The following is a 13,162-nucleotide window of genomic DNA, read 5'->3' as shown; positions in this document are numbered from 1 at the left end:
TCGTGGGCCGGGTCGGCGATTGTAGGAGTCCGACCCGACGGCGGCAGTGCGGACTATGCGTATGCTGCATGTCGGCAGGGCCGCAGGCACATACGCGAAACTGCGCATCGCCAGGGGTTTCCGGCGCGCCATACTGCCTGCCCCGCGCACGCGCGAGACACTGGCGGAAAACTCGCCCCGTGCGTCCGGGCGATCCTTTCAATCGCCTTTCACGCCGCGCTCACGCGCCACGTTTCCGGCCTCCTGTCGTCCACCGCTTGCCTTCTCCGACCATCATGCGGCCCGCCGCTCCCTTCTCCCCGATGGCGCCGGGCGCACGGCCTCGACGCTGGCGTCGCGCCCTGCTGTGGGGGACGCTGGTCGCGCTGCTGCTGATCGCGCAGTCGCTGCTGCTGTCACTGACCCTGAGCCATGAAGCGGCGCGCGCGCAGGAGGCCTCCGACCTGGCCGCCGCCGAGGTGACCGCGCGAGCCAAGCAGTTGATCGGCCGCGACCTGCAGGGCCTGCAAGGGCTGATGTGGGCGGAGGACGACGACTGGCGTGGCAACGCCGCCGCGCAGCTGCGGCAGACGCGCGTGCTGCTGCGCATCGAGCTGCGCGACTCGGAGCGCCAGGTGCGCCGCGCCGTCGACACGCCGTACGCGCCGCCGCTGTTCTCGATCCTGTCGCGCGAGCAGCTGCAGATCGAGACCGAGCTCGCCTGCATCGCCGCGCTGCGGCAGGGCACGCCGCTGTTCTCGCGCTCCTACTTCGTGCCGGGGCCGGGCGGCGACGGCATGGAGGTCGCCGACCTCTGCCTGCCGCGCGTGCGCGCCGGGGAGCCGCGCTCCTACGTCGTCGCGACGATGGGCCTGCGGCCGTTGCTTGAAGAGTCGGTCTCGCAGGACCAGGCGCGCCGCTTCGAGATGTCCTTCGTCGAGGGCGACGGCACGCGTCTGGCGCGGACCGGCCTGACGCGCGGCACCGGCTTCTACCTGTCGGAGCGCCTGCTCGACCTGCCGGGCCTGAGCCTGCAGCTGCGTGTCGACAACGCCACCGGGCGGCCGCAACTGATCCCCAACCTGGCGACGGCGCTGGTGCTCGGCCTGTCGATGGCGCTGTTCGCGCTGGTCATCATCCTGGCGCGCGACACCCGCAAGCGCGCGCAGGCGGAGCACGCGCTCGCGGAGTCGCTCGCGTTCAGGCAGGCGATGGAGAACTCGCTGATCACCGGCCTGCGCGCGCGGGACCTCGACGGCAACATCAGCTACGTGAATCCGGCGTTCTGCGCGATGGTCGGCTACCCGGCGGAGGAGGTGGTCAACACCGGCCGTCCGCCACATGCGCCGCCCTACTGGCCGCCGGAATTCACCGACGAGTACTGGCGCCGGCATCACGATCGCGAGGCGCGCTGGGAAGCCGGACTGCCGCCGCGCGAGGGCTTCGAGACCGTCTTCGCCCGCAGCACCGGGGAGCGTTTCCCGGTGATGATCTACGAGGCGCCGCTGCTGAACGCCGAAGGCCAGCAGACCGGCTGGATGAGCGCGGTGCTGGATCTGAGCGCGCAGCGCAAGGTCGAGGAACTGTCGCGCCAGCAGTCGGACCGGCTGCAGGCGACGGCGCGACTGGCGACGGTCGGCGAGATGGCCTCGCTGTTGAGCCACGAACTGAATCAGCCGCTGGCGGCGATCGCGAGCTACGCGACGGCCTCGATCAACCTGATGGTGCGCGAGGCCGACGACCCGCAGACGCCGGCCATGGTGCGCCAGGCCGTGACCCGCATCGCCGAGCAGGCCGAGCGCGCCGGCCGCGTGATCAAGAGCGTGCACGACTTCGTCCGGCGTCGCGAGGCGGCGCGGGAATGGGTGAACGTCGAGCAGCTGCTGGACGCGGTGCTTCCGCTGATCCGGCTGCAGGCCCGCAAGAGCGGCGCGCGCATCGAGATGGACCTGGCCAAGGGCCTGCCGCGCGTGCGCTGCGACCGGACCATGGTCGAGCAGGTGCTGCTGAACCTCACCCGCAATGCGATCCAGGCGATGGACGGCCCGACGCCGCTCGCCGACCGTGCGCTGATCATCCAGGTGAAGCGTCTGCAGCCGCGCTGGCTGAGCTTCGCGGTGATCGACCGCGGGCCGGGCATTCCGCCCGAAGTGGCGCGCCAGCTGTTCACGCCGTTCTTCACGACCCGCACCGAGGGCATGGGCCTGGGGCTGAGCCTGTGTCGCACGGTGGTGGAGCAGCACGGCGGCGCGATGGATTTCGAAAGCCGCGTCGCGCCCGCGTCGCCGACCGGGACCGAGTTCCGTTTCAGCCTGCCGTGCGAGGATGCGCCTGGGTCGGCGCCGAAGTCCGGGGCCGACCGGTTTCCCGTCATTGGATCTGGAGAGTCGTCCGCATGAAGCCGCAGTCCCTGCCGATGGTCTACCTCGTCGACGACGAGGAAGTGGTGCGCGACGCGCTCGCCTGGCTGCTGCGCTCGCGGCGGCTGCTGTCCGAGGGCTTTGGCAGCGCCGAGGCCTTCGAGTCGATGCTGGACGGCCTGCCGCGCAGCGGGCGCGACTGGCCGTCGGCGCCGAGCTGCCTGCTGCTGGACGTGCGGATGCCAGGCATGAGCGGCCTGGCGCTGTTCGAGCGGCTCATCGAACGTGGCCTGCTCGAGACGCTGCCGGTGATCTTCCTGACCGGACACGGCGACGTGCCGACCGCGGTCGCGGCGGTGAAGCAGGGGGCCTACGATTTCGTCGAGAAGCCGTTCTCGGACAACGCGCTGGTGGACCGCGTCGAGCACGCGCTGGCGCAGAGCGCCGAGGCGATCTCCGCACGGGACGCCAAGTTGGCGTTGGGCCATCGCGTGGGCGACCTGACCGAACGGGAACGCGAGGTGATGCAGCTCGTGGTGCAGGGCCTGCCCAACAAGCTGATCGCCGACCAGCTCAACATCAGCGTGCGGACGGTGGAAGTCCATCGCGCGCGGGTCTTCGAGAAGATGGACGTGAAGTCCGCGGTCGAGCTGTCCAACCTGCTGCGCGGCGACAATGCCGCCCATGGGTAATTCTTCTGACGCATCGGCGGCTTCTGGCGCATCCGGCGCATCCGGCGCGAGCGATCGGCGGGACGGGCCGCCGCTGGGCGAGTTCGACCTGATCGACCGTTTCTTCGGCCGCGCGGGGCGCACCGGCCGGACCGAGGGGGGCGCGGTGACGCTGGGCATCGGCGACGACTGCGCGGTGCTGACGCCGTCGGCGGGCCACCAATGGCTGGTCACGGCGGACATGCTGGTGGAGGGCCGGCACTTCCTGTCGACGGTCTCGCCGCGACGGCTCGGTCACAAGGCGCTGGCGGTGAACCTCAGCGACCTCGCGGCTTGCGGCGCGACGCCCAAGGCCTTCTTCCTGTCGCTGGCGCTGCCGCGCGTGGACGAGACTTTCCTCGCTGGTTTCGCACAAGGCTTGTTCGAGCTCGCCGACGCGCATCGCATCGTGCTCGCCGGCGGTGACACGACGGCGGGACCGCTCAACATCAACATCACGGCGATGGGCGAAGTGCCGGCTGGTCAGGCGCTGTTGCGCACGGGCGCGAAGGCGGGTGACGACATCTGGGTCAGCGGCACGCTCGGCGATGCGCGGCTGGCGCTGGAGGTGTTCCGCGGCACGCTGGCGCTGAGCGCGGCGCAGTTCGAGGAAGCCCGTCTGCGGATGGAAATGCCCGAGCCGCGCGTCGCGCTCGGCCGCGCGTTGCGCGGGATCGCGACGAGCGCGGTGGATGTGTCGGACGGCCTGGCCGGTGACATCGGCCATGTGCTGAAGCGCTCCAACGTCGGTGCGACGCTGCGGCTGGCGGACCTGCCGCGCTCGGCGGTGCTGGGCGCGATGCCAGAGGACATCCAGCAGCTGTGCCTGCTGACCGGTGGCGACGACTACGAACTGGTCTTCACCGCGCCTGCGGATGCGCGCGAGCGCGTGCTCGACGCGGGTCGTGCATCCGGCACGCCGGTGTACCGCGTCGGCCGCATCGATGAAGAACCCGGCCTGCGCGTCGTCGACGGCGCGGGGCGTCCGCTGCAGGGTTCGCTGCAGAGCTTCGATCACTTCAAATCATGAGCGCGGTGCGTCCGACTTTCGGCTTCATGGCGAGGCATCCCGCGCACTGGATCGCGATGGGCTTCGGCAGCGGGCTGGCGCCGAAGGCGCCGGGAACGGTGGGCACGCTGTGGGGCTGGGCCGCGTTCGCGATCCTGAACCTGTGGCTGACGCCGGTGCTGTGGGGCGTGGTCATTGCCGCGAGCATCCCGATCGGCTGGTGGGCCTCGACGGTCACGGCGCGGAACTTGAAGACCTGCGATCCGGGGTCGGTCGTGTGGGACGAGATCGTCGCGATCTGGATCGTGCTGTGGCTGATCATGCCGGCGGGGTTCTGGTGGCAGTTGGCGGCGTTCGGCGTGTTCCGCTTCTTCGACGCAGCGAAGCCAGGCCCGGTGCGCTGGGCCGACGCGCTGTTCAAGATCGAGCCCGGCCAGCCGGTGACGGTGTGGCAAGGCTTCGGCATCCTGTTCGACGATCTTGTGGCGGCTGCATGTACGCTCGTGGTGTTGGCCGGCGCGAGGGCGCTGCTGCATTGAGGAGATCCCCATGCTGTTTCCCGACGAATCCGAACTGATCGAACGCATCGCCCTGGCGCTGATCCAGCGCAAGGAGCGCATGGGCACCGCGGAGTCCTGCACCGGCGGGCTGATCGCGGCGGCGTGCACGAGCCTGGCGGGCTCCAGCCAGTGGTTCGAGCGCGGCGTGGTGAGCTACACCAACCAGGCGAAGACGGAGCTGCTCGGCGTGCCGGCGGCGCTGATCACGCTGCATGGTGCGGTGAGCGGCGAAGTGGCCGAGCAGATGGCGCGCGGCTTGGTGGCGCACGCGCCGATCGACTGGGCGATCGCGGTGACCGGTGTTGCTGGACCTGGCGGTGGCACCGAGAACAAGCCGGTCGGGACGGTGTGGCTCGCGCTGATGCATGGCCGGCAGCGCGTGCGCGTGTGGAAGGAGCATTTCACCGGCGACCGGCATGCAGTGCGCGCGCAGACCGTCCGCGCAGGGCTTGAGGCGCTGTGTGATGCGCTTGAGGATAGAGATTCCTGATCCACACGATGCTCGCAAAGGCGTCACTCGAATCCACGAAGGATTTCGTCCAAGTTGCGCGAGGTGTGGAGTACTCGGATGACGTCCACGACATCCAGCTCCTCGTTCACCAGATAGAGGATCTGGTACGCCTCGAAGACGCGCCGTCGGAGGCTGGAGACGGCATAGCGCGGGACAATCCTGAAAGACCTGCCCATGGTCGAGAGCTGCGCAATCTTTCCGCGCAAGACCGCAGCGTAGCTGGCAGCTCGCTGTTGGTCGTCGCGGGCAATGTAGGCGGCAATCTCGCGCAGATCGTTCAAGGCCTCCGGTTGGAGGCGGACCTTCATTCGTTGCGCGGCCTCAAAGCAGGGTACTCCTCATAGAGGACTTCGAAGGCTTCGTCGAGTGGGATGCCTTTGCCCGCCTTCGCGTCCGCAATGCCGCGTTCAATCGACTCGTCTAACGCGCGTAGTTGCGCTGCGCGCCACGTCTGCAGCTCCACGCTGTTGCGCAGCACCTGCGTGCGCGACGAATACTTTCCGCTCTCGATCAGATCCAGCACGATGGCCTCCAGTTCGGGTCCCAAATCTGCGTGAATCATCTCGGTGAGTCCTGAGGAAAGAAATCGCTTCGGAGGGGGAGATCGCATCCCCAATCAGCGGGAGCAAAGTGGAGCTGCCTACTCGCATAAGTGAGTAGGTCAACGGCGACCGGCGTTCCTGCCGGGCAAGACCTGCCCCTCACAGTCCGGCCAGGATCGTGTTCGCCCGCGCATCCCCGAGGTCCGGCGGCTGCCACTCGCGAAGCCAGTCGGCGAACTTCTCCGCCGGCATCGGCCGCGACAGGTAATAGCCCTGGCCCTGGTCGCAGCCCAGCGTCTGCAGCAGCGTCCATTGCTTGGCCGTCTCCAGGCCTTCGGCCACCACCGTCAGCCCCAGGTTGTGCGCCAGCTCGATCGTCGAGCGCACGATCTTCGCGTCGTCGATGTCGCGCTCCATGTTCATCACGAAGCTGCGGTCGATCTTCAACTCGTCCACCGACAGCTGCTTCAGATACGCCAGCGACGAGTAGCCCGTCCCGAAGTCGTCGATCGACAGCTTGAAGCCCAGCGCGTGCAACTGCTCCAGCGTCTGCAGCGCTCGCTGCGGGTCGTCCATGATCGCGGACTCGGTGATCTCCAGGCACAGCGCCGGCGGCGGCACGCCCGCCACCAGGTCCGCCACCTTGATCGGCAGGTCCTGGTCCATCAGGTCGCGCGTCGAGAGGTTCACGCTGATCGGCAAGGCCAGGCCGTCCCGCTGCAAGGTCATCCACGCCTGCGCCGAGGCATGCAGCACCCACGCGGTGATCTGGCGGATGAAGCCGGTCTGCTCCGCGAAGGGGATGAATTCCATCGGCGGCACCAGGCCGCGCGTCGGATGCTGCCAGCGCACCAGCGCCTCCGCGCCCGAGATCTTCTGGCCGTGCAGGTCCACCTTCGGTTGCAGGAACAGGCGCAGCTCGCCCGCGTCGATCGCGTGCCGCAGCTCGCTCAGCAGCGAAAGCGATTCCTGGCTGGCCGCATCCATGCTCGGGGCGTAGACCTCGCAGCCGCTCTGTCCGCGCTTGGCCGCGTGCATCGCCAGTTCCGCGCGTGCCAGCAACAGCATCGGGTCGCGCCCGTGCTGCGGATACAGCGCCACGCCCATTCCCGCCGACAGGTCCACCGTCTGGTCGTCGATGCTCAGCGCCCGCTCGAAGTCACGCTGGATGCGCTTGCAGATCGCCTCGGCCCGCGTCGCGCCGGCACCGTCGATCATCAGCAGGAACTCGTCCCCGCCCACCCGGGCGATCAGGCTGACCTCGTCCTTCAGCAGGTGCTGCAACCGGTCCGCCACCGCGCGCAGCAGCCGGTCGCCGAAGGGACGCCCCAGCACGTCGTTGACATGCTTGAAGCGATCCAGGTTCAGCATCAGCAGCGAGAAGCGCACGTCGCTTTCCGCCATCCGTCTGGCGAGCGCCTGGTGGAACTGCTCGCGGTTCGGCAGGTCCGTCAGCGGGTCCCAGAAGGCGAGCCGGTTCACCTCTTCCTCGCGCGCCCGGATGCCCTGGCGCATCGCCTCGAAGGCCTCGGCCAGGTCGCCGATCTCGTCGCTCGACGGCCGCTCGACGGGCTGGGCATAGTCGCCCTGGCCGAGCCGGTGCGCCGCGCTCGCGAGTGCCTTCACCGGCCCGCTGATGCGCCGCGCCGTCAGCACCGCGCCGACCGCGAACAGCGCGACCCCCGCCAGGCTCACGCCCAGCAGCATCCATTGCAGCCGGCGGTAGGGCGCCACGGCCTCGTCGACCGAGCGCAGCAGCAGCACCGCCACGGTCTTCTCCAGGTCGCCGCCGTGCGCCAGCGGCTGCAGCCGCGCCTGGAACTGCTCGCCGTCGAGCGCCAGATGGAAGGTGTGCGTCGCGCGTTCCGCCGTCGCGATCGTCGGCATCGCCTGCACGGCCTGCGCGGTCGCCGTCGGGTCCAGGACGCTCGAGATCACCTGCCATTGCCCCGGCGCCGTCTGCGTGACCAGCACGCCCTGGATGTGGACGATGCGCTTGAGCTCCTGCAACTGCTCGGTCTTCATCTCGAAGCCGGTGAAGATCCACCCGCCCAGGCCGGCCGCCCGCATGCGCGCGACGACGACCTGGTAGGCCTTGCCGTCGAGCAGCAGCAGCTGGCTCTGCGTCCGTCCCTGCTGCTGCCGCGTCACGCCGCGCAGCAGCGGCGCAATCCGGCGCGCGATCGGGTCGGTCGCCGTCACCAGCTCGAAGCCGTCGTTGGCATAACCGATGAAGGCGGCATCACCGCGCTCGCTGAGGTTGGTGAAGACGTCCTGCAGCGTGGCGCGCAGTTCCTCGCCCTGCAGGCCCTGTGCGACGGCCTCGCGCAGGCCGTGGTCGGACTGCAGCAGATCGGCGACCAGGCCGCGCTGTTCGTTGTCTTCGTCGATCAACTGCACCAGGATGCGCTCGCCGGCCTCGAGCTCCTCGGCCACCGACGCCCGCGCGTTGCGGCCGATGCCCTCGTTGATCAGCGTGAGATTCAGCACCTGGACGACCAGCAGCAGCGCCAGGAACAACGCGACGATGCGTCCTTCCAGCCGCCGCAGGTTGAGGAAGTCCGGCCAGCGCATCGCGGCGTCAGTCCTTCAGCTCGACCTTCAGCACGCCGGCGGCGCCTGCGCCCACGGTCAGGGGCTGCGCGGTCGGCGCGGCATTGCCCAGGCGCGTCGCCCACAGCCGCAGGCGGTGGTCACCCGGCGGCAGGTTCAGCTTGACCTCGCCCTTGGCGTCCGTGATGCCGAACACCGGCGTGTCGACCACCACGATGTGCGCGCTCATCCGGTCGTGGATGTTGCAGCCGAGCTGGGCCACGCCCGGCTTGTCGAAGACCACCGGTTCGGACGGCGTGCCCGAGTACAGCTTGAGCTCGAACTTCTTCGTCGGCGAAAACGAATAGACGTGGTGCCGTACGGTGTCGAAGTTGGGGAAGTTCACCGCGGTGCCGGTTTGCACCACCAGCAGCTGTGGCTGAAACTGGCGGTCGCGCTGGGACATCTCGGCGGTGGCGCCGGTGGCCGGCTTGGCGGGCGGCCCTTTCAGTTCGACGGCGACGGCCGCGTTCGGCACCGGGGCGCCGCCCGTGTCACGGACCTGGATCGTCCAGTCCGCCGCGTGGGCTGCAGTGGCGCTCATCAGCGCGGCAGCCAGTGTCGTGGCGGTTATCAATGCAGGGGCGGAACGGAGGAGGCTCATCAGCAACGCCAGATGGACGACAAGCGTCAACCATAGCGGGTTTTCTGTGCCGGCGGACGCAGGGCTTGCTCCAACAGGAGGGCCAATCGCCCGAGCGCTTCCCACGGATCGGTGGGCCATTCCGGGTGGCGCAAGCCCTTGACGATGCCGTCGCAGATCTGGGCGGCGACGACCAGCCGCGTCAGCGCCGCACCGTGCAACTGCGGAACGATGCGTTCGAAGAGACGTTCCTTGGGGCCCCAGATGCGGGACTCCCGCAAGGCCATCGGCAGCGGCTTGCCCGCGGCGACCGCGTCGTGGACGCGCTTCAGGCCGCGGATGTCCTCGGCCATCGTCCAGTGCACCAGCACCGCGGCCTCGCCCTCGGCCTTCAGTCCGTCGAGCATGCGCAACACCCGGCCGACCTTGCCGCTCAGCAACGCTTCGCTGAGCTTGAACACGTCGAAACGCGCCACGTCCAGCACCGCCGCTTCGATCTGCTGCAGGCTGAGTTCGCCCGCGGGGTGAAGCAGCGCGAGCTTCTGGAGTTCCTGGTGCGCGGCGAGCAGGTTGCCCTCCACGCGGTCGGCGAAGAACTCCAGCGCCCGCTGGCCGTCCGGGCCGGCCGCGACCGGCTGCCCCTGCTGTTGCAGTCGCCGGGCGATCCAGGCGGGCAATTCGCGCCGTTCGACCGGGTCGACCTTCACCGACACGCCGGCGCTGTCCAGCGCGGTGAACCAGGCGCTGCTCAACTGGGTCTTGTCCAGGCGAGGGAGCGTGACCAGCGTCAGCACGTCCGGTGGCAGGCCATCGACATAGCGTTGCAGCGCGTCCGAACCGTCCTTGCCCGGCTTGCCGCCAGGGATGCGGATCTCGATCAGCTGCTTGTCGGCGAACAGGCTCATCGCCTGCGATGCTGCGATCACCGAGGCCCAGTCGAAGTGCGTGCCGCTGACGATGAAGACCTGACGCTCGTTGTAGCCCTGCTTGCGCGCCTCGGCGCGCAAGAGGTCGGCAGCTTCCTGCGCGAGCAGGGGCTCGTCGCCGTGCACGACGTACACAGGCTTGAGCCCTTTCGCCAGGTGGCCGGCGAGTGCGTCGCCCTTGATCTGCATGCGCGCGGTCCGTCCGGGGTCAGTTGGGCAGGTGCACCGCCGCCAGGCGACGCAGCAGCAGGCCGACGGCCTCCACCTGCATGGCCTTCTGCAGCGAGGCCTCTTCCTGCTCCTTGGCCAGCGCCGCGCTTTCACTGTAGTTCATGTCGCGCGTGAGCCGCAGCTCCGTGCGCGGCAGCAGGATGTCCCCGCCTGCCGTGCGCAGCGAGTAGTCCAGCGACAGACGCAACTGCCATTCCGTGATCTGCCCGGCGGCGGTCGTCGCCACTGAGGTCTTGTCGCGGATCTCGCGCTCGGCGTCGATGATCACGTCCGCGCGGTTCGGGTCCTCGACCAGGCGCACCGTGCTGCGCTGGACCTGCCGGCGCAGTTCCTGCGCCAGCGGCGAATGCGGGATGAAGCCGGTCAGCGCCAGCGTCTTGAAGTGATAGACCGGTTCCTTGCGCAGCTCGAAGCCGCAGCCCGACAGCAGGCCGGCCGCACCAACGGCACCCAGCGCGCCCAGGGACGCGAACGACGACAGCAGACCACGGCGCTTCATCATGCTCACACCACCACGTTGACGAGACGACCGGGAACGATGACGACCTTCTTGGGCGCCTTGCCTTCCGCGAACTTCTCGAAGTCCGGGCTGGCCAGCGCGATCGCCTCGATCGTGGCCTTGTCGGCCGAGGCCGCCACCTTGATCGCGCCGCGCAGCTTGCCGTTGACCTGCAGCATCAGCTCGATCTGGTCCTGCACCAGCGCCGATTCGTCGACCTGCGGCCAAGCGGCATCCAGCAGCTCGCCCAGTTCGGCGGCGAAACCGAGCTCGGTCCACAGCGCGTGCGCGATGTGCGGGCAGGCCGGGTAGATCACGCGCAGCAGCACCGAGAAGCCTTCGCGGACCGCGGCCGACTGGCCCTCGGCCTTGAAGCCTTCCAGCGCGTTCAACAGCTTCATCGCGCCCGAGACCACGGTGTTGTACTGCATGCGCTCGTAGTCATACGAGACCTGCTTCAGCACCAGGTGGACCTCGCGGCGCAACGCCTTGCCGTCGTCGCCCAGCGCGGCGAAGTCGGCGCCGCCGGTCTTGATCGCCTCGGCGTGCTTGGTGCCGAAGCCCCACACGCGTTTCAGGAAGCGGTGCGCGCCTTCAACGCCGGCGTCGTTCCACTCCAGCGTCTGCTCGGGTGGGGACGCGAACATCACGAACAGTCGGGCCGTGTCGGCGCCGTACTCATCGATCAGGGCTTGCGGGTCGACGCCGTTGTTCTTCGACTTCGACATCGTCGTCATCTCGTACTCGAGCGGCAGACCATCGGCCTTCAGCGTGCCGCCGGTCGGCACGCCGTGCTCGTTGCGGATGATGTCGACCTCATGTTCCCAGTAGTAGTTCTTGCCGGCGTCTTCAGGCTTGCGGGAGAACGCCCCCTTCAGCACCATGCCCTGCGTCAGCAGGTTGGTGAAGGGCTCGCTGAACTTGATCAGCTTGAGGTCGCGCATGACCTTGGTCCAGAAGCGCGCGTACAGCAGATGCAGGATCGCGTGTTCGATGCCGCCGATGTACTGGTCCATCGGCATCCAGTAGTCGGTGCCGCCGGCGACCATCTGGTCCGGATTGGTCGCATCGCAATAGCGCATGAAGTACCACGAGCTGTCCACGAAGGTGTCCATCGTGTCCGTCTCGCGCTTGGCCGCGGCGCCGCACTTCGGGCAGCTGCAGTCGAGGAAGTCCGCGCGCTTGTTCAGCGGGTTGCCGCTGCCGTCGGGGATGCAGTCCTCGGGCAGCACGACGGGCAGGTCCTTCTCCGGGACCGGCACCGCGCCGCAGGTGTCGCAATGGATGATCGGGATCGGCGTGCCCCAGTAGCGCTGGCGGCTGACGCCCCAGTCGCGCAGGCGCCAGGTGGTCTTCTTCTCGCCCAGGCCCTTGGTGCCGACCAGCTCGGCCACCTTGTCCACGGCCTGCTTGTGCGTCAGGCCGTCCAGCGCGCCGGAGTTGATGCACAGGCCGCGCTGCTTGTCGCCGTACCACTCGGCCCAGGCGTCGGTCGAGTAGGCCACATCGCCCACCGCCACGACCTGCTTGATCGCGATGCCGTACTTCTTCGCGAAGGCGAAGTCGCGTTCGTCATGCGCCGGCACGCCCATCACGGCGCCGTCGCCGTAGCTCATCAGCACGTAGTTGCCGACCCAGACCTCGACCTGCTCGCCGGTCAGCGGGTGCGTCACGAAGAGGCCGGTCGCCAGGCCCTTCTTGTCCTGCGTGGCCAGTTCGGCCTCGGTGGTGCCGCCCTGCTGGCATTCCTCGATGAACGCGGCCAGCGCGGGGTTGGTGGTCGCGGCGTGCGCGGCCAGCGGATGCTCCGGCGCGACGGCGCAGAAGGTCACGCCCATGATCGTGTCGGCGCGGGTTGTGAAGACGTAGAGCAGGCCGCCCTGGATGGGCTGGCCATCCTCGCCCGCGATCGCGTGCGGGAAGGCGAAGCGCACGCCCTCGCTCTTGCCGATCCAGTTCTCCTGCATCAGGCGCACGCGCTCGGGCCAGCCCGACAGGTAGTTCTTGTCCGACGGGTCGGCCACCGCGGCCAGCAGCTCCTCGGCGTAGTCGGTGATCTTCAGGTAGTAGCCGGGGATCTCGCGCTTCTCGATCGTCGCGCCCGAGCGCCAGCCCTTGCCGTCGATGACCTGCTCGTTGGCCAGCACGGTCTGGTCGATCGGGTCCCAGTTCACGACCTGCGTGCGGCGCTCGGCGATGCCGGCCTCCAGCATCTTCAGGAACAGCCACTGGTTCCAGCGGTAGTAGTCCGGCTTGCAGGTGGCGATCTCGCGCGACCAGTCGATTGCCAGGCCCATCGCCTGCATCTGCGACTTCATGTACGCGATGTTGTCGTAGGTCCAGGCGGCCGGCGGCACCTTGTTCTTCATCGCCGCGTTCTCCGCGGGCAGGCCGAAGGCGTCCCAGCCCATCGGCATCAGCACGTTGTAGCCCTTCATGCGCAGCTGACGGGTCAACATGTCGTTGATCGTGTAGTTGCGGACGTGGCCCATGTGCAGCTTGCCGCTCGGGTAGGGCAGCATGGAGCAGGCATAGAACTTCGGCTTGGACGCGTCCTCGACGACGCGGTAGGCGTCGCGGGCGTTCCAGTGATCGCGGGCGGCCTGTTCGACCTCGGAGGGGGCGTATTTCTCGTTCATGGTGGCTCGGGCAACGTAGCC

Annotated in this window: 12 protein-coding genes; 5 read left to right on the top strand and 7 right to left on the bottom strand. The window is 68.6% G+C overall.

Going from position 1 to position 13,162, the window contains the following annotated elements; all coding sequences use genetic code 11:
* Positions 1 to 257 precede the first annotated feature (257 nt).
* The 5 genes from AC07OZ_RS07725 to AC07OZ_RS07705 all read left to right on the top strand — a co-directional run bounded on the left by AC07OZ_RS07725 (position 258) and on the right by AC07OZ_RS07705 (position 5,108).
* Positions 258 to 2,378 carry a two-component system sensor histidine kinase NtrB gene (locus AC07OZ_RS07725; RefSeq protein WP_495466583.1) on the top strand — a complete coding sequence of 707 codons (2,121 nt, stop codon included), beginning with the start codon at positions 258 to 260 and terminating at the stop codon, positions 2,376 to 2,378.
* A complete protein-coding gene (locus AC07OZ_RS07720) occupies positions 2,375 to 3,031 on the top strand; it encodes a response regulator transcription factor (protein ID WP_377159404.1) in 657 nt (218 codons plus the stop codon). Before AC07OZ_RS07725 ends, AC07OZ_RS07720 begins: the two co-directional genes overlap by 4 nt.
* 73 nt (positions 3,032 to 3,104) lie before the next feature.
* Complete coding sequence (thiL, locus tag AC07OZ_RS07715; RefSeq protein WP_495467351.1) at positions 3,105 to 4,079, top strand: thiamine-phosphate kinase; 975 nt, start codon at positions 3,105 to 3,107, stop codon at positions 4,077 to 4,079.
* The gene (locus tag AC07OZ_RS07710) at positions 4,076 to 4,597 is read left to right on the top strand and encodes a phosphatidylglycerophosphatase A family protein (RefSeq protein WP_495466582.1); all 522 of its coding nucleotides are present in this window, start codon (positions 4,076 to 4,078) and stop codon (positions 4,595 to 4,597) included. Before thiL ends, AC07OZ_RS07710 begins: the two co-directional genes overlap by 4 nt.
* Positions 4,598 to 4,607: 10 nt before the next feature.
* Positions 4,608 to 5,108 (top strand): CinA family protein, encoded by a 501-nt coding sequence (locus AC07OZ_RS07705; RefSeq protein WP_067281115.1) that lies wholly within the window; start codon positions 4,608 to 4,610, stop codon positions 5,106 to 5,108.
* Between the two features lie 23 nt (positions 5,109 to 5,131).
* Here AC07OZ_RS07705 and AC07OZ_RS07700 read toward each other — a convergent pair whose 3' ends face one another.
* The 7 genes from AC07OZ_RS07700 to leuS form a co-directional block, all read right to left on the bottom strand.
* The gene (locus AC07OZ_RS07700) at positions 5,132 to 5,437 is read right to left on the bottom strand and encodes a type II toxin-antitoxin system RelE/ParE family toxin (protein ID WP_495466581.1); all 306 of its coding nucleotides are present in this window, start codon (positions 5,435 to 5,437) and stop codon (positions 5,132 to 5,134) included.
* Positions 5,434 to 5,691: a type II toxin-antitoxin system ParD family antitoxin gene (locus AC07OZ_RS07695; RefSeq protein ID WP_495466580.1), complete on the bottom strand. Its 258-nt coding sequence runs from the start codon at positions 5,689 to 5,691 to the stop codon at positions 5,434 to 5,436. The genes AC07OZ_RS07700 and AC07OZ_RS07695 overlap by 4 nt, the downstream gene beginning before the upstream one ends.
* 139 nt (positions 5,692 to 5,830) lie before the next feature.
* On the bottom strand, positions 5,831 to 8,245 hold the full coding sequence (locus tag AC07OZ_RS07690) for a putative bifunctional diguanylate cyclase/phosphodiesterase (RefSeq protein WP_495466579.1): 2,415 nt from the start codon (positions 8,243 to 8,245) through the stop codon (positions 5,831 to 5,833).
* A 7-nt stretch (positions 8,246 to 8,252) separates the two neighbouring features.
* On the bottom strand, positions 8,253 to 8,867 hold the full coding sequence (locus AC07OZ_RS07685) for a methylamine utilization protein (RefSeq protein ID WP_495466578.1): 615 nt from the start codon (positions 8,865 to 8,867) through the stop codon (positions 8,253 to 8,255).
* A 26-nt stretch (positions 8,868 to 8,893) separates the two neighbouring features.
* Positions 8,894 to 9,961, bottom strand: coding sequence for a DNA polymerase III subunit delta (gene holA / locus AC07OZ_RS07680; RefSeq protein ID WP_495466577.1), 1,068 nt, complete (start codon positions 9,959 to 9,961; stop codon positions 8,894 to 8,896).
* 19 nt (positions 9,962 to 9,980) lie between these two features.
* A complete protein-coding gene (locus AC07OZ_RS07675) occupies positions 9,981 to 10,505 on the bottom strand; it encodes an LPS-assembly lipoprotein LptE (protein ID WP_495466576.1) in 525 nt (174 codons plus the stop codon).
* Between the two features lie 2 nt (positions 10,506 to 10,507).
* Positions 10,508 to 13,141 (bottom strand): leucine--tRNA ligase, encoded by a 2,634-nt coding sequence (gene leuS, locus AC07OZ_RS07670; RefSeq protein ID WP_495466575.1) that lies wholly within the window; start codon positions 13,139 to 13,141, stop codon positions 10,508 to 10,510.
* Between the last annotated feature and the right edge of the window lie 21 nt (positions 13,142 to 13,162).

This window comes from Roseateles sp. GW821-FHT09G03, from assembly GCF_059416045.1.
This window is presented reverse-complemented; position numbering and strand designations above follow the sequence as displayed.